This window comes from Pseudomonas sp. NFACC02, from assembly GCF_900110765.1.
GTDB lineage: Bacteria > Pseudomonadota > Gammaproteobacteria > Pseudomonadales > Pseudomonadaceae > Aquipseudomonas.
Window position 1 is genome coordinate 1 of record NZ_FOEO01000017.1, and the last position, 19,853, is coordinate 19,853.

A 19,853-nucleotide genomic window follows, 5' to 3' on the forward strand; every position below is an offset into this window, starting at 1 on the left:
AGCCGGCTCCTACAGTATCCGCGTCGTCCTCATGGCTCCGGAACGGCGCCGTCCCTGTAGGAGCCGTCCGAGGTTACGAGGGCCGCGAATGCGGTATGTCAGTCACTGTTGATGTCGCTGACCCACCGCATTCGCCAGCAAGCCGGCCCACAGGTCTGCGGTCTGGACACAGATTCGTGGCTCAACCCGGAACTCTGTAGGAGCCGTCCGAGGTTACGAGGGCAGCGAAGCGGTATGTCAGTCACTGTTGATGTTTCTGACCCACCGCATTCGCCAGCAAGCCGGCTCCACAGGTTTTGTTGCGGATGGTTTATCTGTGCGTCGCAATCCAGATCAATAATCCGGCCTGAAAGACCGCAAAGGTCACCAGGCACGCGATGGTAAAGCGCAGTCCGCTGTCGTCGCGGCGGTATTTGCTGACCTTGTCCTCGGCCTTCTTGATCGTGACTTCCTGTTCCTGAATCTTCTGCTCGGCCTGCTGCAGCATGTGCGCGGCATCGAGCATGTCGACGATCTGCACCTTGTCAGTGTTCCAGGTGTTGTTCAGGTTGGCGACTTTGACATCCTTGACGCTGCCTTTGAGGTGCTGCGGGTCGGCATATACCACCTCGAAGCCCTGGGTTTTAAGGAAGTGATCGCGACGCAGGCGCGTGTCCTCGTTGAGCGCATCCTTATTGGCCAGCGCTGTGCCAGCGATTTTGTATTCGGACCAGCGTTTCTGTGCCCAGTGAATGCCCTGGGCCACCATGAACCGGCCCAGGCCACGGTTCCAAGGCTCGATCTGCAGACCCGATTCAGGCCCCACGCGCACCGCGCGATTGGCGTGATCGACCCAGACGTCCAGATGATTCTGCTCCTTGCGGGTTTTTTGCCCCGGCAGGTGATAGCTCATGCGCAGCAGGCTGAACTCCTTGCTGTTGCGCTCGGCGCGTCCGAACTCGACAAAACGCAGAGGGCGGGCGCCCGTGGCGCGATCGGTGGGCAACGGGGCCAGACGCAGCAGCGAAAAATGCTCTGCCTGCACCTCTTCCCACAATACCGGGGCAGCGACTTCACCTTCTTTGGCGTCTGTCTGGGCGGCCGCTTCGGCCTCAATAGGTGCTTGTGTCATGACGGCGATCCTGTTTTCGACATTGCTCGGCAACACAATGCCTGCATCCCCCTATCGGCTGTTTTCAACGAAGCTGAAGGGAGAACCGTGCATGAAGACGTTAATACGCGCCGTAGCTGTCTGGCCTGGCGAAGCTGGCGCCGCATCCACTGTCGGCTGAACACAAAACCTGTGGGAGTCAGCAAACTGACTTCCCCCAGTGACGCGTCGGATGTGCCTCAGGCAGAGGGAATCGAGCCGATGAATGTGATGATGCGATCGGACAGTTCGCTGGCCAGCGGCAATTGCGGATCCTTATAGGAGGCAAGCTGGCGCTTCATGTCCATCGGCACGATGCGCAGGACATGGTTCATGCCATCGATGATCGCCAGTTGCGAGTCCGGTTTGGCCTTGTGCAGCAGCTCTGCATCGCCAACGCCGACTTGCATGTCGTTGCGGCCTTGAATGATCAGCGTCGGGATCTTCAGTTGGCCGAACGCTGCCGCTGGGTTTTGTCGAAACAGGGAAATCAGGTACGGCTGCACGCTCGGACGGAAGACCACCTGTAACGGCTCCGGGACGTTGTCATCGGTCTTGCCCGCCTTGATTTCCTCGATCAACTCCTCGCTGCGCGCCAGCAGCGGCGGGGGCAGGCGGTGTTGCAACTGTTCGCGAACCACCTGATCGACCGGCCGGCCGGTGCCTGCCACCGAGATCAGCGCCGCCGCACCTGCCCGTTGGGCGGCCAGCGTGGCCACCAGCGCGCCCTCGCTGTGCCCCATCAGGATCAGATGGCCGAGGCGCGGGTCGGTCTTGAGCTTCTCGGCCCAGGCCACGGCATCTTCCACGTATTTTTCGATGCTCAGGTTACGTTCGTCCGGCGTGGCCGGTCGGCTGGCCGCCACGCCGCGCTTGTCGTAGCGCACGCTGGCAATGTTGTGCCTGGCCAGAATCAGCGCCAAGCGCTTCATGCTGTCGTTTCGACCGCCGTCGGGGTTGTTGCCGTCACGGTCGGTCGGGCCGGACCCGGCGATGATCAGTACCACGGGCACCGGTGTGGTGGATTTAGGCAGCAGCAATGTGCCGAACAGCTCGCCGGTGCCCGTGTCCAGAGAGATCGGACGTTGCAGCACCACGGGTGTCCCGGCGTGCGCCATGGAGGTGATCAGGGTGAGGGTCAAGGCGATTACTCGCAGCGGCAGCAAGCCGCGGATAAGGGACATGGCAGGTAGCATCGCAGGATCATCGTCAATAAAGTGTCAATTGGATGCGGCCAGACGAATAAGGTTCGAGGGTGATTCACGCGTTCAGCCTGCGTATACTGCCGCGCTTGAGTTTTTGATCGATCTTTCGGAGCCTCCCGCATGTCCGGCAATACCTACGGCAAGCTGTTCTCTGTCACCACCGCCGGCGAAAGCCATGGTCCGGCGCTGGTTGCTATCGTCGACGGCTGCCCGCCAGGTGTCGAATTGTCGCTGGAAGACTTGCAGCGTGACCTTGATCGCCGCAAGCCCGGCACCAGCCGACATACGACTCAGCGCCAGGAAGCGGATGAGGTCGAAATTCTCTCCGGCGTGTTCGAAGGCAAGACCACCGGGGCTTCCATTGGCCTGCTGATTCGCAACACCGACCAGAAGTCCAAGGACTATTCGGCAATCAAGGACCTGTTCCGCCCGGCGCACGCCGATTACACCTATCACCACAAGTACGGCATCCGCGATTACCGTGGCGGCGGTCGCAGCTCTGCCCGTGAAACCGCCATGCGGGTGGCCGCAGGCGCCATTGCCAAGAAATACCTGGCGACACAGGGCATCACCGTGCGTGGCTACATGAGTCAGTTGGGCCCTATCGACATCCCGTTCAAAACGTGGGAATCGGTCGAGCAGAATGCCTTCTTCAGCCCGGACCCGGACAAAGTGCCCGAGCTGGAAGCCTACATGGACCAGTTACGTCGCGATCAGGATTCGGTCGGGGCAAAAATCACGGTGGTCGCCGAGGGCGTAATGCCTGGTCTGGGCGAGCCGATCTTTGACCGTCTGGACGCTGAACTGGCTCACGCGTTGATGAGCATCAACGCCGTCAAAGGCATCGAAATCGGCGCCGGCTTCGACAGCGTTGCCCAGCGTGGCACCGAACACCGCGATGAACTGACGCCGGAAGGCTTTCTGTCCAACAACGCCGGCGGCATTCTGGGCGGTATCTCTTCCGGGCAGCCAATCGTTGCGCATCTGGCCTTGAAGCCAACCTCGAGCATCACCACGCCGGGCCGTTCGATTGATGTCGACGGCAACCCGGTCGACGTGATCACCAAGGGCCGTCACGACCCGTGCGTCGGTATTCGTGCCACCCCCATCGCCGAAGCGATGATGGCCATCGTGCTGCTCGACCATCTGCTCCGTCATCGCGGACAGAACATGGATGTGCGCGTGAATACGCCGGTTCTGGGTCAGCTGTAATGCCGCCATACGGTGTCGCTGCCACGGGTATTTGAACGTGGCGGCGCTTCCTTACTGGCGACTGTCCAGCTTTTACCTCTTCTATTTCGCTTTGCTCGGTTCCACGGCGCCGTTTCTGGCGCTGTATTTCGATCATCTGGGCTTTTCCAGCGCGCGCATCGGTGAGCTGGTCGCGATTCCCATGCTGATGCGTTGCGTGGCGCCGAATCTCTGGGGCTGGTTGGGGGACTATACGGGCCGTCGACTGGCGATCGTGCGCTTCGGAGCGGTCTGCACACTGGTCTGTTTTTCGCTGATCCTGTTCGACAAATCCTACGCCTGGCTGGCCATGGTCATGGGCCTGCACGCCTTTTTCTGGCATGCGGTGTTGCCGCAATTCGAAGTCATCACACTGGCGCACCTCCAGGGCCAGACCGCGCGTTACAGCCAGATCCGCCTGTGGGGGTCCGTTGGTTTCATCCTGACGGTGGTCGGACTGGGGCGACTGTTCGAGTGGTTCAGCCTGGACCTGTATCCCCAAGCCTTGCTGGTCATCATGGCCGGAATCGTTGCCAGCAGCTGGTGGGTGCCCAATGCTCAACCGCCCGCATCGAGCCAGCGTCCGGCGGGTGAAAGCTTTTTAAAGCAACTGTTCACCCCGGGCGTGCTGGTTTTTTATGTCAGCGTCGCACTGATGCAGTTGAGTCACGGCCCGTATTACACCTTCCTCACGCTGCACCTGGAGCGCCTGGGCTACAGTCGCGGAATCATCGGCATGCTCTGGGCCGTGGGGGTTGTCGCTGAAGTCCTGATGTTCATGGCAATGAGCCGTATTCTTCAGCGCTTCAGCGCGCGTCATGTCTTGATCACAAGCTTTTCGCTGGCTGCTCTGCGCTGGCTTTTGTTAGGCAACTTCGCTGATCATTTGCCGGTCCTGATCGTCGCGCAACTGTTGCATGCGGCCACGTTCGGCAGCTATCACGCCGCTGCCATACAGTTCCTGCAACGTAGTTTCGGCCCACGCCAGCAAGGCCAGGGACAAGCGCTGTACGCCGCATTGTCCGGCACCGGCGGCGCCTTGGGTGCGTTGTATTCGGGTTACAGCTGGAATGCGCTAGGCGCTGGCTGGACCTTCGCCATCGCCAGCCTGGCGGCCTTGATTGCCGCGATTCTGGCTGCCACATGTATGAAAGAGGAGCGCGTATGAGTCGCGAATCATTGGCTCAAGAAATCATCGAAGCCGGGCGCTTCCTGTATGGCCGGGGCTGGTCGCCTGCCACCAGCAGCAACTATTCGGCAAGGTTGTCGGCCAGCGAGGCGCTGTTGACCGTCTCCGGCAAGCACAAGGGGCAGCTCGGCGTCGACGATGTCCTGGCGACCGACCTGGCCGGTAACAGCCTGGAACCGGGCAAGAAACCCTCCGCGGAAACCTTGCTGCACACCCAGCTTTACCGCTGCAAACCCGAAGTGGGCGCGGTGTTGCACACCCATTCGGTGAATGCGACGGTGCTGTCGCGGCTGACGAAGGGCGACCGTCTGGTGTTCGAAGACTATGAGTTGCAGAAGGCGTTCAGCGGGGTGGTCACGCATGAGTCGTGCGTGGTCGTGCCGATCTTCGACAACGATCAGGACATCGCCCGACTGGCTCAGAAGGTTCAGCCGTGGCTCGACCAGCATCCCGATTGCGCCGGTTATCTGATTCGCGGCCACGGGTTGTACACCTGGGGGGCGAAGATGAGCGATGCTTTGCGTCAGATCGAGGCGTTTGAGTTCCTCTTCGAGTGCGAACTCAAAACCATGGCGGTCATGAATCGCTGATCACAGATTCACTGAGCCGTATCCGTACTGTGTTGTCGATTGCCTGAATGATCCCGCGCCCGACCGGCCCCAGAGCCGGCGCGCGTTGACCGAACCGAGGAACACCCTAATGAGCAGTCTGTCCGTCTATCACGTGTCATCTCCTGAATTGCCGAACAAAGTCCTGACCCATCTTGAGGACATCGCCTCGACCCTGGCCGAGCACGGTGTCGCATTCGATCGCTGGCAGGCGGCAACCCCGATTGCCCCGGGCGCCAGTCAGGAGGAGGTGATCAATGCCTATCGCGTGCAGATCGACCAACTGATGACCGAACGAGGCTATGTCACCGTCGACGTGATCAGCCTCAATAGCGACCATCCACAGAAGGCCGAACTGCGGGCCAAGTTCCTCGATGAACATCAACATGCCGAGGACGAGGTGCGCTTCTTCGTCGCCGGCCGTGGTCTGTTCACCCTGCACATCGGCGATTTCGTCTACGCCGTGTTGTGCGAGAAAAACGATCTGATTTCCGTCCCGGCGGGCACACGGCACTGGTTCGACATGGGCGAGAACCCGCATTTCGTCGCCATTCGCCTGTTCAATAATCCGGAAGGCTGGGTGGCGAACTTCACCGGTGAGTCCATCGCCAGCCAGTTTCCGCGTCTGGAAGACTGAGAGACCATGGCAATCAAAGCAATTCTGACCGACATCGAAGGCACCACCAGCGCGGTGAGTTTCGTCTTCGACGTGCTGTTTCCTTACGCGGCCGCCCACCTGCCGGATTACGTGCGCCAGCACGCGACCGAGGCTGATGTGGCCGCGCAACTTCAGGCCGTGCGTCATGACAGTGCCGAGCCTCAGGCCGATATCGAACGCGTGATCGAGATTCTGCTGGGCTGGATTGCCGAGGATCGCAAGGCCACGCCACTCAAGGCATTGCAGGGCATGGTCTGGCAACAGGGGTATCTGGCCGGACAGCTCAAGGGCCATGTGTACCCGGATGCCGTTGAGGCGCTGCAGCGCTGGCATCGGCAAGGCTATGAGCTGTATGTGTATTCGTCGGGCTCGATCCAGGCGCAGAAGCTGATCTTCGGACGCTCCGAGGCGGGGGATCTGTCCGGCGTGTTCAGCGGTTACTTCGATACGACCTCCGGTCCTAAGCGCGAGGTGCAGTCCTATCGCACGATAGCCTCGGCCATTGGCCATCCGGCGCAGGACATCCTGTTTCTCTCCGACATCGTCGAAGAACTGGATGCGGCGCAGCAGGCGACCATGGCGACCTGCGGCCTGGTGCGCAACGGCGGTGCGCTGGCCGGACACCGGAACGTCGCCAGTTTTGCGGAGATTGATCCCGCGACGTATTAAGCCGGTCCTGTGACGAGCCCACGGCCGATATCCCTGATATCGGCCGTTTTTGTTTGTAAAACGTCAGAAATGTAAGCACGGTTTGGTTGTTTTGTGGGAAGCGGCCTGTTTACGAGTCAGGCATGCCTGTTTGTTTTCGCCTTTATGTTTAACCCTCCCGGACTGTGTAACCCTTCACCTGTCGGAACCTGACAGCCGTTTTGGCGCGCCTCTGTTCGCGGGTTCCAGCCGGAATCGGGGTCGCTGCGGCTGCAATCACTTAAAACTCTAAAGAGCTTCAGGGACGACACATGACGTTTTTTAAACGGAGGGGAAGATGAAAAACGTGCAAACAGGGACACTGAGTCCGTTGATACAGCAGATGGTCAGCAGCATTACCGAGCAGGATGGTGACGCCGCGATTGCCAACGCGCTTGACTGGCTACGGGAGGAGTGTGGCTGTGAGCGAGCGATGCTTTATCAGTACCGCAACGGTTCCCTGCTCAGCTGTATCACATCCAACGTCGACAATTACTGGAAGGATCTCTACTGCCAGGGACGACTCATGATCGAGGACCCTGTCATCCGTTGTTTCCGCCGCACCATGGGATTTCTGGATTGGGAGGAGGCATTCCAGACGTACCCACCGTCGCCCGCTTACATGGCCGCCGTAGAAGATTGCCAGCTATTGCCGGCTTTTTCCTACGGCTACAGCAGCCAGAACCGCGCCAATCAGGGCGTAGTGACCATCTGCTCGCTCAACGCCATGAGCCGGCCCCTGACGCATAACGACCGTTATCTGCTGACCAGTCTGGTCCCCATGCTGCATGTAGCGGGCAAAGGTCGGCAACTGCAGACCCGGGCGCTGACGCCCAAGGAGCTGGAAATTCTCAAATGGGCGCGAGAAGGCAAGACCGCCTGGGAGATTGGTCTTATCAAGGAAGTCTCGGAGGCCACCGTCAAGCATCACTTCAAAAGCATTTACGCCAAACTGGGCGTTACCAATCGGGCTCAGGCAGTCGGTGAAGCCCTGTGCCGCGGCATCATCCAGTAGGGACGACAACCGTCGCTCCGTGGGTATGCCCGCACCAAAAAAAACCGCGATTGCCGTAGGCGATCGCGGTATCAAGGGATGCTTCAAAGGATGCAGCGGTGCAATCGGTTGACTTGGCCGGTGATGACCAAGCCTTGCTTAGCGGGTGTGGTACGTCGGCAGGTCGAAGCGGTGCTGACTTTGCAGCATCGAGATCGCCGGCAGTTCGCTGGCCTGAGCCGCCAAGTCACGGCGAATGGCACTGATGACCCATTCGAGCTGTACCGGCGTGTGCAGTTGAGCGTACGAAACCGAGCGACGAATCTGTTTACCTTCACTGTTGCGCAGAGAAAGCAGCACACCGCCATCAGGGCGCGGCTGGGTGTTGACTTCGAAATCGGAAAATACGGACGCGAATTTTTCTTGGATAAAAGTCATGTCTAGCGGCTCCATTGCTCAGTGATAACAAGCTTGGTAGGACTAGTGCAGTGACTGTGCCAGTATTTGTACTTAAATAAATTCGTTATAAATCAATAAGTTAAAAAATTATTGGGTTTTTGTTTTCGTGCATTTTGCATGAATGGCCATCGGGCATCCTGCATTTTGCGGGAGGAAGAATCTGAGGGAAGGGGCTGAATGAGGCGCTGTTGAAATCTCAGACAGCGATACCCGGCAATTATTTCGTGCTGTGTCAGAGATTTTTTCCGACGGTCGATAGACGGCATTTTCTATGGGCATGATCGAAAAGGTTGTTTGGCCGTGCAGGCATTGAAATGGCAACGTGAGCCGCATCAGTGGGAACTTGACCCCATCCGCGTGCCTCTGAGATTTTCTGATACAGAAAGCCGCGACCGAACGATTGATCATGCGAGCCACGCAGTGGCGCTACAGGAGTGAATGGAATGTCCGATGCCCCGAATAACCCAGGGTCTGCCACCCGCATGTCGGATGAAGAGGCGCTGGAGTTCGCCGAGCAGGTGTTCGACCGCGCGCGTGCCGGTGATGCCACGATGCTGGACCGGCTGCTTGAGAACGGGCTGACACCCAACTTGCGCAATCATAAAGGCGACACCTTGTTGATGCTGGCCAGCTATCACGGTCATCAGGATGCCGTCCGCGTGTTGCTCAAGCATGGCGCCGATCCTGAAATTCGTAACGATAACGGCCAGAGCCCGATTGCCGGCGCCGCCTTCAAAGGCGATCTGGAGGTGGTGCGTCTCCTGGTAGAGGGCGGAGCGGAGGTGGAGGGCGCTTCGGCCGACGGGCGTACCGCGCTGATGATGGCAGCGATGTTCAACCGGACGGCCATCGTCGATTACCTGATCGGCAAGGGCGCGAACCCGCATATCCAGGATGCCAAGGGTGTCACGCCGCTGATGGCCGCTCAAACCATGGGCGCTACCGACACAGCGGAACAGTTGACACGTCTGGGCGTTTGACGCCCGATCAGGCGAAGCACCCGATCAAGCGAAGCAATAGAGGCGCGAGGGATTTCCGGCTATCCTTCGCGCCTGTTTTTTTGCCTCCGGATTACATCGCCATGAAAGCCGCACTCATCGAATTCATCAGCAAGATCAGCTCCGGCTGCATGAGCGACGAGGAAATCGTGAAGATTGCCGACGAAGCCGCCCAGGCTTACGCCGACCCGGATGCGTTTCTGATCGCCAATCCCGACGTCAATTACGACGACACCTTTCCCATACCGCTGGGCGAGTGGGTGGTCGTGGGCAGCTTGCCGGAAACCGTGATGTTCCAGGCGGACACGTTTATGGACCTGTTCGCAGAAATCACGGCGTCCTTCGGCCCGAATGTGTCGTTCAACATCAAGCCAAAACAACTGGCGAAGGCTGAGCCGCTGACGGCGTTGAACAGAATCCAGATTCAACTGGGCAGCATGAACAAGGACATGGGCGGGTATGTGCTGATGAATTTCAGCGAGCCTCTGGATGATGAACTGCAGACCGTGCTGGTGTATGGCTGCGATCAGGCGCGGGTCATGGCGCTGGGCGTGGAACTGGGGATTCTGATCGAGCCCGCACTGGAAGCCCTCAAGGCGTGAAGCTGAAACACTCCACTGCTGCTGAAATACCTGCCGACCCACGGAACCCTCATCGAGCGCCGCCACTCCTAACAGGGCAAGCCTTCAATAAGGAGCAACACCATGGGTTCCACCTTTAATGGTCTGGTTGGACTGATCATTCTGGCCCTCGATATCTGGGCCATCATTAATGTCTTGAAGAGCGGTGCGGAAACCGGGATGAAGATCCTCTGGGTGCTGCTGATCGTGCTGCTTCCGGTCCTCGGCCTGATCATCTGGGCTATCGCGGGTCCGCGGGGCAACGTCCGCATCTAGACTGTCGACCAAGGCTCCAGAACACCGACGCCTGATTGCATGCCTGCAATCAGGCGTTTTTCATGGTGCTGGCGCAAGATTAGACCTGTCATGCCGGGCGACGTAGAATGCGCGCCTTCTTGTGGGCGGCCCGCCGTCCTGCCACCAGTATTTATCGGGGACTCCATCCATGAGCGACTATCAGGAAACGTTGTATGAAGGCTACGGCCAACGCTTTCGTATGGAAAAAATGCTTCACGAAGTGCGTACCGAGCATCAGCACCTGGTGATCTTCCAGAACCCGCGCATGGGCCGGGTGATGGCGCTGGACGGTGTGATCCAGACCACTGAAGCCGACGAGTTCATTTACCACGAGATGCTGACCCATGTGCCGATCCTTGCGCACGGCCTCGCCAAACGTGTGCTGATCATCGGCGGCGGCGACGGTGGCATGCTGCGTGAAGTGGCCAAGCACGCCACCGTCGAGCACATCACCATGGTCGAGATTGACGGCACCGTAGTTGAAATGTGCAAGGAGTTCCTGCCGAACCACTCCAGAGGCGCGTTCGAGGATCCACGTCTGAACCTGGTGATCGACGACGGCATGCGTTTCGTTGCCAACACCCAGGAAAAATTCGACGTCATCATCTCCGACTCCACCGACCCGATCGGTCCGGGCGAAGTGCTGTTCTCGGAAAACTTCTATCAGGCTTGCCATCGTTGCCTGAACGAGGGCGGCATTCTGGTCACTCAGAACGGCACGCCCTTCATGCAGATGAGCGAAGTGCAGACTACCGCTGGCCGCATGAACGGCCTGTTTGCCGACTGGCACTTCTATCAGGCTGCCGTACCGACTTACATCGGTGGCGCGATGACCTTCGCCTGGGGCTCCACCAACACGCAGTACCGCAAACTCCCGGTGGAGACATTGCGTCAGCGTTTTGCAGGCAGCGGCATTGTCACGCGCTATTACAACCCTGAAATTCACATCGGCGCCTTCGCGCTGCCGCAGTACGTACTGCAAGCCTTGAACAAGCCGAGCAACGACTGAATCAGGGCTGAGTCACGTATAGATAACATTACATGGCATTTGTTATTTATACGTGACAAATGATTGTGTGGTTTTCGTGTTACATATACATTCCAATCTTCTTTGAATGTTATGCAGGCATGACACGTGGACGCGATCTTGTTGATTGAACGCTTGGGTACCCAAATTGCGCAGATGCGAAAGACCCGAGGGCTGACGCTGGTTGAGTTGGCCGCGCAATCCGGCATGACCCGACAGAAGCTGGCCGAGGTCGAGAAGGGCAGTCCGACGGTGTCCATGAATTTCTATGCCAAGGCACTTGCTGCCCTGGATGCCGAACTCAAGGTTGTGCCGGCCCGAAGGCCTTCGTTCGAAGAGTTGCGTGAGGTTTTCCGATGAATCCCCTTGATCGGGTCCGAATCCTCACGCCACAAGGTCAGAGTGGTGAGCTGTCCCTGGCTGAATCCGGCGACTATCTGTTCCGTTACGGGCTCGACGCGGTTCCGGCGTCGCAGATCAGCCTGACCATGGCCGTACGCGACACAGCCTATACCTCGCGAAGCCTGCATCCCGTGTTTCAGATGAATCTGCCTGAGGGCTACGTTCTGGAGCAACTGCGTAATCGTCTGGCCAAAACCACCCCCATCAATCCCATGTTGCTGATAGCACTGACAGGGAGCGGTTCGCCCATAGGGCGCGTGGCTGTTCAGGCACCAGCCATTGAGCAACTGCTGGGCGGCCGCCGTGATGCTCCGGGCAGGAGTCTGAAGCAGATTCTGAGTTGGGACGGCGCTCATGATCTGTTCGCCGAACTGGTCGACCGCTACATCCTGCGCACAGGGATTTCTGGCGTTCAGCCCAAGGTGCTTGTGCCGGAAGGCGATGGCACTGCAGATCCCAAGGCGACCTTGTTGATGCCTGAGCTCATCGTGAAGTCCGGCAGGGCAGACTTTCCCGGGCTCGCTATCAACGAATACGTGTGCATGGATGCCGCCCGCAGAGCGGGCATGCCCGTGCCGGAGTTTTATTTGTCCGACAACCGTCAGTTGTTCGTCATGCGGCGTTTTGATCGGGAGCCGGATCAACGTCCTGTCGGTTTCGAAGACATGGCGGTGCTGATGGGCCTGAGTACAGAGCAAAAATACGATTCCAGCTACGAAAACATTTCCCGAGCCATCGGGCTGTTCTGCGCGCCACAGCATGTGGCGTCTTCGCGGGAACAGTTCTTCGACATCGTTGCGCTGAGTTGCATGGTCGGCAACGGTGATGCACATCTGAAGAATTTCGGGATTCTATACCGCGACCCGTTGGGGGCTGACGCGCAACTCGCGCCGGCTTACGACATTGTAAATACCACCGCGTACATCGAAGAAGACAGCTTGGCATTGCGGTTGGCGGGCTCGAAAAGTCTGTTTGCTTCGCGGTTGGGCATTCTCGATCTGGCGTCAGCCTGCAACATCCAGAAACCTAAACCCAGAATCAAACGGCTGATATCAGCGGTGCAGGCGTCGCTTGAGCACAATGCGGAACTGGCGGCGGATGCCCCCAAGGTGTTTCAAGCGATTGAGTATGCGCTAGGGCAATATGCCTTGTCCTTTGGCTAGCGATACCGACCGGTTTTGTAAGTAAATATTTGAACCTCGGCAAAACAACGGAATTTTCACTGCTTGCTCGTGAAAATCCGTGCCGTTTCACAATGTTGCGTGAGTCTACCCACAGGTTTTCACCCCGTCGCGCATGAAGAATGTGGCGCATTGGTGGTAAACGTCGGGCGTTCACGTAATATTTGCCCCCCGCGACTCGCACACCGGCGTTTTTGATGTCACCGGTCGCACAGGCTTTTCGAACTTAAACCTGAATCCAACGGATCCTACGACACATGGCCAAAACGGACGCCCCGGCGCGCGCGCCGCAACCTACCGTCAAATCGCATCTGGCTTACACGCTGTTGAGCGGCTTGGCGTTGATGGTCCTGTACACCCTGCTGCGCGTTGCGCTGCTGGTCTACAACCGTGAAGGCATCGGCGCGACGCCGGCCTCGACGTTCATCGAAGCATTCGGCAATGGCCTGCGTTTCGACTTGCGTCTGGTGGTATACATCCTGATTCCGCTGATACTTGCCCTGTTCAGCGCGCGAATGATGGCAGCACGCGGCGTGTTTCGTTTCTGGCTGACCCTGGTCGCCAGCCTGACGACGTTCTTCGGCCTGATGGAAATGGACTTCTACCGTGAGTTCCACCAGCGCCTGAACGGTCTGGTGTTCCAGTACGTGAAAGAAGACCCGAAAACCGTCCTGAGCATGATCTGGTACGGCTACCCGGTGGTCCGGTACCTGCTGGCCTGGGCGTTGCTGACCTGGCTGTTGAGTCTGGTGTTCAAAGGCATCGATCGAGTGACCCGGCCGCGTGGCGGCTTCAACATTGGCAGCTCCAGTAATCGCGCCGTGGCACCGTGGTACACCCGCGTCGCGGTCTTCGTCCTGTGTCTGGCCGTTGCCGTGATCGCCGCCCGTGGCACGTTGCGCCAGGGTCCGCCGCTGCGTTGGGGCGATGCCTATACCACCGAATCGAACTTCGCCAACACGCTCGGCCTGAACGGTACGCTGACCCTGATCGCGGCGGCCAAGAGCCGGATGTCCGAGGATCGCGACAACATCTGGAAAGCCACGCTGCCACAGCCGCAGGCGCAGCAGACCGTGCGTGACATGCTCATGACGGCCAACGACAAACTGGTCGACCCCGACAGCGCTGCCGTGCGTCGCGAATTCACGCCGCCGGCCAGCAACACGCTGCCGATCAAGAACGTCGTGGTCATCCTGATGGAAAGCTTCGCCGGCCACTCGGTTGGCGCGTTGGGTGACGAGTCCAACATTACGCCGTACTTCGACAAACTGTCGGAAGAAGGGCTGCTGTTCGATCACTTCTTCTCCAACGGCACGCACACCCACCAGGGCATGTTCGCCACCATGGCTTGCTTCCCGAACCTGCCGGGCTTCGAGTACCTGATGCAAACGCCGGAAGGCAGCCACAAGTTGTCGGGCCTGCCGCAGTTGCTCAGCGCGCGCAAGTACGACGACGTGTACGTTTACAACGGCGACTTTGCCTGGGACAACCAGTCCGGTTTCTTCAGCAACCAGGGCATGACCAACTTCATCGGCCGTAACGATTTCGTTAACCCGGTGTTCTCCGATCCGACGTGGGGCGTGTCCGACCAGGACATGTTCGACCGTGGCGCTCAAGAGCTGAAAGCCCGCGAAGCCAAGGGCCGTCCGTTCTATGCCTTGCTGCAAACCCTGTCCAACCACACGCCTTATGCCTTGCCTGCGAACCTGCCGGTAGAGCGCGTGACCGGTCATGGCACGCTGGATGAACACCTGACGGCGATGCGCTACTCCGACTGGGCGCTGGGTCAGTTCTTCGAGAAAGCCAAGAAAGAGCCTTATTACAAGGACACCCTGTTCGTGATCGTGGGTGACCATGGTTTCGGCAACAACCAGCAGATCACCGAGATGGACCTGGGCCGCTTCAACGTGCCCATGCTGATGATTGCGCCAGGGCTGCAAGACAAGTTCGGCAAGCGCAGCAGCATCGTCGGCACACAGATCGACATCGTGCCGACCATCATGGGCCGTCTGGGCGGCGACACCGTGCATCAGTGCTGGGGCCGCGACCTGTTGAACCTGCCTGCGGGTGATCTGGGCTTTGGCGTGATCAAGCCTTCGGGCAGCGAGCAAACCGTTGCACTGGTCACGGGCAATCGCATTCTGATCGAGCCAAAAGATATGGAACCGAAGGTTTACAGCTACGAGCTGGGCGCCAAGCCTCACGCCGAGGTGATGCCGGATGCGCCGGACGTGGCCGAGTTGCGCAAGAAGCTGGACAGCTTCCTGCAGACCGCGACCAAGAGCTTGCTGGATAACACGGCAGGTGTGAAAGACGCCAAGCCGTAGACATTCAGGTTCATGAAAACGCCCCGACTGGTTCGGGGCGTTTTTGTTTTTGCTTTGGGGCTTCGGCCCCGGCGTCGCTGCACCCCTAACCTGCAAATGCCCGTCCAGCGTTTCGCGCGATCTCCAGGTTGAACAACATCAAATTCCTTGAACGAATGGCGAAAAAACGCAGTCCGATTTGCGTAGGCCCACGTGTGGCCTGAGAGAGGAGGCATTGATGAAAGTCTGGACCATTTCGTTTCAGGATAAAGATGGCGTGCAGCAGACCCTCGATCTTGAATGCGAGCACCGTCCCAGTGAGGAGGAGGCTGCTCAGCGTTTGCGTCCGCACCTGTTCCCGGTTACCGAGGATCTCGACCTCAATGACCTTGATGGCAGGACACAAGAACCTACGGTCAAGACACTCAAGGAACAGAATGCCGTACAGATCATTTCCATTGTCGAGGCTTCATGAAAAAACCTTGGCAAACAACCCCCTCTGCCAATTGGCAACACCCTGTTAATGGGCGTAGTCTGCAACGGAGGCCGGTGATGCATCTTCCCGAGCCAACTCGTGTACAGATGCCTGATTTGTAATAGCAGCATCGGCCTTGTCAGCGACATGCTTGAGTCCCGGGCGACAGATGAACTGTCGTTTTCCCTCTTCGAGCGAGAGGGTTTTCGGGATTGTTGAAACTCTATCTATCGTTGCATAGGAGGACGTTTCATGAGCACGACCTACCAAGAAGACATCAGCAGTCACGTACTGCGCCGCATGAAAGAAGGCGGTTTCGACTTCGCGCGTATTCATCCCATCGAGTTCTATGCCATTTTCCCGGACGAGGAGCGGGCGCGTCAGGCAGCAGACAAGTTTCGCGGTGAATCCCTCAATACACAGATCAACGCGCGAGAGGACGGCGCGTGGCACTTGCAGTTGAGCAAACTGATGTACGCCACCTATGACGGCATCGGCGATTTCGAGCAGGACTTCCAGACCGCCATTATCGGGCTCGACGGGGAAGTCGAGGGCTGGGGCGTGAAACAGGAGATCAAGCGGCTTCATTAAGTGTCAAAGCGTTTGCGTCTGACGATGCCACCTGTGGGAGCGAATTCATTCGCGATGCGGCCAATCAAGCGATGCTTATCCATCGAATGATACGGCCAGTCGCGAAGGGGTCCGCTCCCACAGCTGTGTCGCCACCCTGGATGACGACAGGCCTCAACGTGTGCTTACCAAAAACAGGGCAAAAAAAAGCCGCTCGGGTGTGAGCGGCGTAAAGGGAATCTCGTTGACCTGACCTGGCTGGCGCAGGAGTCGCCTCGGGCAGTGGAGCGCAGCCAGTGTGGGTTGATGGCGTCATTATCAGGAAACAAAACCCTGTCGGGAAATCATCTCTGGCTATGCTGGTAATAGATTTTTCGTTGACGGGACGCTTCTCTATGAAGCGTAGGAGAATGGGTTAGGGCGCTTCTTGCACAGGAATGGTGCGGAGGTCGCCGGTGGTTTATTCAACTCATTGAATTTTAAGCGTTTATGCCGCTGGCACGGGCCTTGCGAAGGCCCTTGTGTCCATGGTGACAAGGAGTACGGCATGATCCGCACCTTTTATGATGAGATGTACGATGTGGACGGCGTTGTCCGACCGCATTATCGGGAATTCGCCCGCTGGCTGGGCGAAGCGCCACCTGAGCTGCTGGCTCAGCGTCGGCGTGAGGCCGATCTTTTGTTTCATCGCGCCGGGATTACCTTCACGTTGTACGGTGACGAGCAGGGGACGGAGCGTCTGATCCCCTTCGATACGATTCCTCGCAGCATTCCCGCCAGTGAGTGGCGAGTGGTCGAACGCGGTTGCATCCAGCGCGTCAAGGCGCTGAACATGTTTCTTGCCGACCTGTATCACGACCAGCGCATTATCAAGGCCGGGATCATTCCCGCCGAGCAGGTGCTGGCCAACGAGCAGTATCAACTGGCGATGCAGGGCTTGAACCTGCACCGCGATCTGTACTCCCACATCTCCGGGGTCGATCTGGTTCGCGATGGCGACGGGACGTATTACGTGCTCGAAGACAATTTGCGGACCCCGAGCGGCGTGAGCTACATGCTCGAAGACCGCAAGATGATGATGCGCCTGTTCCCGGAACTGTTCGCCGCACAACGCATTGCGCCCATCGACCACTACCCGAACCTGTTGCTCGATACGCTGAAGAGTTCAAGTCCCCTGGATAATCCGAGCGTGGTCGTACTGACGCCGGGGCGCTTCAACAGCGCGTTTTTCGAGCATGCGTTTCTGGCGCGGGAAATGGGCGTGGAACTGGTGGAAGGCGCTGACCTGTTCGTTCGTGACGATCGCGTGTTCATGCGCACCACCGACGGTCCTAAAGCGGTAGACGTGATCTACCGTCGTCTGGACGACGCCTTCCTTGATCCGCTGGCGTTCAACCCCGATTCAATGCTCGGCGTTCCTGGTCTGCTGTCGGCTTACCGATCCGGCAATGTAGTGCTGGCTAACGCCATCGGTACCGGGGTGGCTGACGACAAGTCGATCTACCCGTTCGTGACCGACATGATTCGCTTCTACCTCGACGAAGAACCGATCCTGAAGAACGTGCCGACCTGGCAATGCCGCAAACCCGAAGAACTGTCCCACGTGCTGGCGAACCTTGGTGATCTGGTGGTCAAGGAGACTCAAGGCTCGGGCGGCTACGGCATGCTCGTCGGTCCGGCGGCCACAGCTGCTGAAATCGAGGCCTTCCGTGCCCGTCTCAAAGCCAAGCCACATGCGTACATCGCGCAACCGACCTTGTCCCTCTCGACATGCCCGACGTTCGTCGAGAACGGTATCGCCCCGCGACACATCGATCTGCGCCCGTTTGTTCTGGCTGGCCGCGAAACCCGCGTCGTTCCCGGTGGACTCACCCGCGTTGCGCTGCGCGAGGGGTCACTGGTGGTGAACTCATCGCAGGGTGGCGGAACCAAGGACACCTGGGTGGTCGAGGATTAAGGATGCCTGCCAATGCTAAGTAGAACTGCCTCGGATTTATATTGGATGTCGCGGTACCTGGAGCGGGCGGAAAATCTCGCGCGGATGCTGGACGTCAGCTACTCGCTGTCACTGATGCCTCAGGACGGACGCGGGGATGGCCTCAACGAGATCGCCATGCCGCTGCTGATCACCGGCACCCTGGACGATTACCTGGAACGCCACGGCGAATTGCACGCTGAACGCTTGCTGCATTTCTTCGCCCTGGACGCTGCCAATCCGGCCAGCATCTTCAGTTGCCTGGCGGCGGCGCGCGCCAGTGCCCATGCAGTACGTGGGCGCATTACGGCGGACATGTGGGAAAACATCAACGCGACGTACCTGGAAATACGCGGCATTGCCGAACAGGGCCTGAGCCGTTACGGCATGAGTCGGTTCTGTGAGTGGGTCAAAGAGCGTTCACATCTGTTCCGTGGAGCGACCTACGGAACCATCATGCGTAACGACGCCTTCCGTTTCATTCGTCTCGGCACCTTCATCGAGCGCGCCGACAACACGCTGCGCATGGTCGATGCGCGCTATGAAATGCTGGAGTTGCGCGGCCCCGCCGCCAACGCGGCCGCCGACAGTTCGGCCGCTGGCTATTATCAATGGAGCGCCTTGCTGCGTGCGCTGTCATCGTTCGAGGCGTACACCGAGGTCTACCGCGATGCGCCGGGTGCGCGTCAGGTCGCCGAACTGCTGCTGTTGCGCGCCGACATTCCACGTTCGTTGCGCGCCTGCCTTGAAGAGCTGGACATGATCCTTGCCAGTCTGCCAGGCGCCAACGGCCGTCCGGCACAACGTCTGGCGGCTGAGCTGGATGCCCGTCTGCGCTACACCGGCATCGACGAAATCCTCAGTGAAGGCCTGCATGAATGGTTGAACGAATTCATTCCGTTACTGGCCCAACTGGGTAACGTTATTCACACTTCTTACCTGGAGGCTGCATGAGACTCTCAATTAGCCACGAGACCACTTATCACTACGACGATCAGGTCCGCGCCAGCATCCAGTATTTGCGTCTGACCCCACACGACAGCGAACGCCAACAGGTACTGAGCTGGCAACTGTCACTGCCACGCCCGGTGCGTGCGCAGGTTGATCCGTTCGGTAATATCCTTCACGTATTGACCATGGACGAACCGCATGAGGCCATCGTCATAGGCGCGCGCGGGCAGGTCGAGATCGATGAGAAGCGCGAAGCCGAGCACGAGAGCCAGTCTTCGTTGCCGTTCCTGCGCTTTACCCGGCTGACAGAAGCGGACGAGGCCATTCGCGCCTTTGCTGCCAAGCAAACCAGGAAGCGCACCGACCGCACCGCGCTGATCGACCTGATGCACGCGCTGAACCAGCACATCACCTACACGCCGGGCTCTACGGCGGTGGACACCAGCGCGGCGCAGGCATTTGCCAACGGTGCAGGTGTCTGCCAGGACCATACCCATGCGTTCCTGGCGTGCGCGCGCAGCCTGGGTGTGCCGGCGCGATACGTGTCGGGTTATCTGTACAGCGACAGCAGTGAGCACCTGGCCAGCCATGCATGGGCGGAGGCGTGGATTGACGACGCGTGGTACAGCTTCGATGTCACCAATCAACTGGCGATTCCAGAGCGTCATCTGAAGCTGGCGGTCGGCCTGGATTATCTGGATGCCTGCCCGGTGCGAGGCATGCGTCGGGGTGGTGGTTGTGAGCAGATGCACGCCAAGGTGGTGGTCTCGCCTTCGGCACCCATCGCGATACCCGTGCCCGCAGTGACCAAAGCGGCCCCGGTGGTGCAGATGCAGGTGCAGCGCCAGTCTTAGGATTCAGCCCTGCGGCTTCCCGCAGGAGCGCGCTTGCC

21 protein-coding genes are annotated in these 19,853 nt (G+C 58.9%); 18 read left to right on the top strand and 3 right to left on the bottom strand.

Translation table 11 applies throughout. The features are described 5' to 3' along the window. Nucleotides 1-310 precede the first annotated feature (310 nt). Together BMY73_RS15305 and BMY73_RS15310 are read right to left on the bottom strand one after the other, a co-directional pair. Nucleotides 311-1,111, bottom strand: coding sequence for a hypothetical protein (locus BMY73_RS15305; RefSeq protein WP_092408126.1), 801 nt, complete (start codon nt 1,109-1,111; stop codon nt 311-313). 218 nt (nt 1,112-1,329) lie between these two features. Further along, complete coding sequence (locus BMY73_RS15310) at nt 1,330-2,325, bottom strand: alpha/beta hydrolase (RefSeq protein WP_092408128.1); 996 nt, start codon at nt 2,323-2,325, stop codon at nt 1,330-1,332. A gap of 129 nt (nt 2,326-2,454) precedes the next feature. On the opposite strand from BMY73_RS15310, the gene aroC reads away from it, so the two are divergent. From aroC to BMY73_RS15340, 6 genes are all read left to right on the top strand, one after another. After that, nucleotides 2,455-3,546: a chorismate synthase gene (gene aroC / locus BMY73_RS15315; protein WP_092408130.1), complete on the top strand. Its 1,092-nt coding sequence runs from the start codon at nt 2,455-2,457 to the stop codon at nt 3,544-3,546. Between the two features lie 37 nt (nt 3,547-3,583). After that, a complete protein-coding gene (locus BMY73_RS15320; protein ID WP_092408132.1) occupies nt 3,584-4,732 on the top strand; it encodes an MFS transporter in 1,149 nt (382 codons plus the stop codon). Beyond that, entirely contained in the window at nt 4,729-5,343 is a 615-nt protein-coding gene (locus tag BMY73_RS15325) for a methylthioribulose 1-phosphate dehydratase (protein WP_092408134.1), read from the top strand. The genes BMY73_RS15320 and BMY73_RS15325 overlap by 4 nt, the downstream gene beginning before the upstream one ends. A 109-nt stretch (nt 5,344-5,452) precedes the next feature. Beyond that, the gene (locus BMY73_RS15330) at nt 5,453-5,998 is read left to right on the top strand and encodes a 1,2-dihydroxy-3-keto-5-methylthiopentene dioxygenase (RefSeq protein ID WP_062385765.1); all 546 of its coding nucleotides are present in this window, start codon (nt 5,453-5,455) and stop codon (nt 5,996-5,998) included. Nucleotides 5,999-6,004: 6 nt separating this feature from the next. Then, nucleotides 6,005-6,688 carry an acireductone synthase gene (gene mtnC / locus BMY73_RS15335; RefSeq protein WP_092408136.1) on the top strand — a complete coding sequence of 228 codons (684 nt, stop codon included), beginning with the start codon at nt 6,005-6,007 and terminating at the stop codon, nt 6,686-6,688. Nucleotides 6,689-7,004: 316 nt separating this feature from the next. Beyond that, the gene (locus BMY73_RS15340) at nt 7,005-7,721 is read left to right on the top strand and encodes a LuxR family transcriptional regulator (RefSeq protein ID WP_092408138.1); all 717 of its coding nucleotides are present in this window, start codon (nt 7,005-7,007) and stop codon (nt 7,719-7,721) included. Nucleotides 7,722-7,859: 138 nt separating this feature from the next. Here BMY73_RS15340 and BMY73_RS15345 read toward each other — a convergent pair whose 3' ends face one another. Next, entirely contained in the window at nt 7,860-8,138 is a 279-nt protein-coding gene (locus tag BMY73_RS15345) for a DUF3509 domain-containing protein (RefSeq protein ID WP_062385760.1), read from the bottom strand. Nucleotides 8,139-8,602: 464 nt separating this feature from the next. Here BMY73_RS15345 and BMY73_RS15350 point away from each other — a divergent pair, with 464 nt between their 5' ends. From BMY73_RS15350 to BMY73_RS15405, 12 genes are all read left to right on the top strand, one after another. Beyond that, a complete protein-coding gene (locus BMY73_RS15350) occupies nt 8,603-9,139 on the top strand; it encodes an ankyrin repeat domain-containing protein (protein WP_062385759.1) in 537 nt (178 codons plus the stop codon). A gap of 101 nt (nt 9,140-9,240) precedes the next feature. Next, entirely contained in the window at nt 9,241-9,759 is a 519-nt protein-coding gene (locus BMY73_RS15355) for a hypothetical protein (protein WP_092408140.1), read from the top strand. A 102-nt stretch (nt 9,760-9,861) separates the two neighbouring features. Beyond that, nucleotides 9,862-10,053, top strand: a complete 192-nt coding sequence (locus BMY73_RS15360) for a PLDc N-terminal domain-containing protein (RefSeq protein WP_024688144.1) — start codon at nt 9,862-9,864, stop codon at nt 10,051-10,053. Nucleotides 10,054-10,222: 169 nt separating this feature from the next. Beyond that, a complete protein-coding gene (gene speE / locus BMY73_RS15365) occupies nt 10,223-11,083 on the top strand; it encodes a polyamine aminopropyltransferase (RefSeq protein WP_062385755.1) in 861 nt (286 codons plus the stop codon). Between the two features lie 138 nt (nt 11,084-11,221). After that, the gene (locus BMY73_RS15370) at nt 11,222-11,461 is read left to right on the top strand and encodes a helix-turn-helix domain-containing protein (protein WP_370588155.1); all 240 of its coding nucleotides are present in this window, start codon (nt 11,222-11,224) and stop codon (nt 11,459-11,461) included. Continuing rightward, nucleotides 11,458-12,666, top strand: a complete 1,209-nt coding sequence (locus BMY73_RS15375) for a type II toxin-antitoxin system HipA family toxin (RefSeq protein WP_092408142.1) — start codon at nt 11,458-11,460, stop codon at nt 12,664-12,666. The genes BMY73_RS15370 and BMY73_RS15375 overlap by 4 nt, the downstream gene beginning before the upstream one ends. Before the next feature lie 275 nt (nt 12,667-12,941). Then, nucleotides 12,942-15,011 carry an LTA synthase family protein gene (locus BMY73_RS15380; RefSeq protein WP_092408144.1) on the top strand — a complete coding sequence of 690 codons (2,070 nt, stop codon included), beginning with the start codon at nt 12,942-12,944 and terminating at the stop codon, nt 15,009-15,011. Nucleotides 15,012-15,228: 217 nt separating this feature from the next. Next, nucleotides 15,229-15,465, top strand: a complete 237-nt coding sequence (locus BMY73_RS15385; protein WP_062385747.1) for a hypothetical protein — start codon at nt 15,229-15,231, stop codon at nt 15,463-15,465. A 252-nt stretch (nt 15,466-15,717) separates the two neighbouring features. Continuing rightward, nucleotides 15,718-16,056 carry a ribonuclease E inhibitor RraB gene (locus BMY73_RS15390; protein WP_062385745.1) on the top strand — a complete coding sequence of 113 codons (339 nt, stop codon included), beginning with the start codon at nt 15,718-15,720 and terminating at the stop codon, nt 16,054-16,056. A gap of 526 nt (nt 16,057-16,582) precedes the next feature. Then, entirely contained in the window at nt 16,583-17,992 is a 1,410-nt protein-coding gene (locus BMY73_RS15395; RefSeq protein WP_062385743.1) for a circularly permuted type 2 ATP-grasp protein, read from the top strand. 12 nt (nt 17,993-18,004) lie between these two features. After that, nucleotides 18,005-18,964: an alpha-E domain-containing protein gene (locus BMY73_RS15400; protein WP_062385742.1), complete on the top strand. Its 960-nt coding sequence runs from the start codon at nt 18,005-18,007 to the stop codon at nt 18,962-18,964. Then, complete coding sequence (locus BMY73_RS15405) at nt 18,961-19,815, top strand: transglutaminase family protein (protein ID WP_062385740.1); 855 nt, start codon at nt 18,961-18,963, stop codon at nt 19,813-19,815. The genes BMY73_RS15400 and BMY73_RS15405 overlap by 4 nt, the downstream gene beginning before the upstream one ends. Nucleotides 19,816-19,853: the final 38 nt, after the last annotated feature.

Excerpts from the sequence above, each read along its gene's own strand:
- speE (WP_062385755.1), top strand. The coding sequence starts at position 10,223 with ATGAGCGACTATCAGGAAACGTTGTATGAAGGCTACGGCCAACGCTTT.
- BMY73_RS15330 (WP_062385765.1), top strand. The coding sequence starts at position 5,453 with ATGAGCAGTCTGTCCGTCTATCACGTGTCATCTCCTGAATTGCCGAAC.
- BMY73_RS15355 (WP_092408140.1), top strand. The coding sequence starts at position 9,241 with ATGAAAGCCGCACTCATCGAATTCATCAGCAAGATCAGCTCCGGCTGC.
- aroC (WP_092408130.1), top strand. The coding sequence starts at position 2,455 with ATGTCCGGCAATACCTACGGCAAGCTGTTCTCTGTCACCACCGCCGGC.
- BMY73_RS15380 (WP_092408144.1), top strand. The coding sequence starts at position 12,942 with ATGGCCAAAACGGACGCCCCGGCGCGCGCGCCGCAACCTACCGTCAAA.
- BMY73_RS15360 (WP_024688144.1), top strand. The coding sequence starts at position 9,862 with ATGGGTTCCACCTTTAATGGTCTGGTTGGACTGATCATTCTGGCCCTC.
- BMY73_RS15350 (WP_062385759.1), top strand. The coding sequence starts at position 8,603 with ATGTCCGATGCCCCGAATAACCCAGGGTCTGCCACCCGCATGTCGGAT.
- BMY73_RS15400 (WP_062385742.1), top strand. The coding sequence starts at position 18,005 with ATGCTAAGTAGAACTGCCTCGGATTTATATTGGATGTCGCGGTACCTG.
- BMY73_RS15375 (WP_092408142.1), top strand. The coding sequence starts at position 11,458 with ATGAATCCCCTTGATCGGGTCCGAATCCTCACGCCACAAGGTCAGAGT.
- BMY73_RS15340 (WP_092408138.1), top strand. The coding sequence starts at position 7,005 with ATGAAAAACGTGCAAACAGGGACACTGAGTCCGTTGATACAGCAGATG.
- BMY73_RS15385 (WP_062385747.1), top strand. The coding sequence starts at position 15,229 with ATGAAAGTCTGGACCATTTCGTTTCAGGATAAAGATGGCGTGCAGCAG.
- BMY73_RS15305 (WP_092408126.1), bottom strand. The coding sequence starts at position 1,111 with ATGACACAAGCACCTATTGAGGCCGAAGCGGCCGCCCAGACAGACGCC.
- BMY73_RS15325 (WP_092408134.1), top strand. The coding sequence starts at position 4,729 with ATGAGTCGCGAATCATTGGCTCAAGAAATCATCGAAGCCGGGCGCTTC.
- BMY73_RS15395 (WP_062385743.1), top strand. The coding sequence starts at position 16,583 with ATGATCCGCACCTTTTATGATGAGATGTACGATGTGGACGGCGTTGTC.
- BMY73_RS15345 (WP_062385760.1), bottom strand. The coding sequence starts at position 8,138 with ATGACTTTTATCCAAGAAAAATTCGCGTCCGTATTTTCCGATTTCGAA.
- BMY73_RS15390 (WP_062385745.1), top strand. The coding sequence starts at position 15,718 with ATGAGCACGACCTACCAAGAAGACATCAGCAGTCACGTACTGCGCCGC.
- BMY73_RS15405 (WP_062385740.1), top strand. The coding sequence starts at position 18,961 with ATGAGACTCTCAATTAGCCACGAGACCACTTATCACTACGACGATCAG.
- BMY73_RS15310 (WP_092408128.1), bottom strand. The coding sequence starts at position 2,325 with ATGCTACCTGCCATGTCCCTTATCCGCGGCTTGCTGCCGCTGCGAGTA.
- mtnC (WP_092408136.1), top strand. The coding sequence starts at position 6,005 with ATGGCAATCAAAGCAATTCTGACCGACATCGAAGGCACCACCAGCGCG.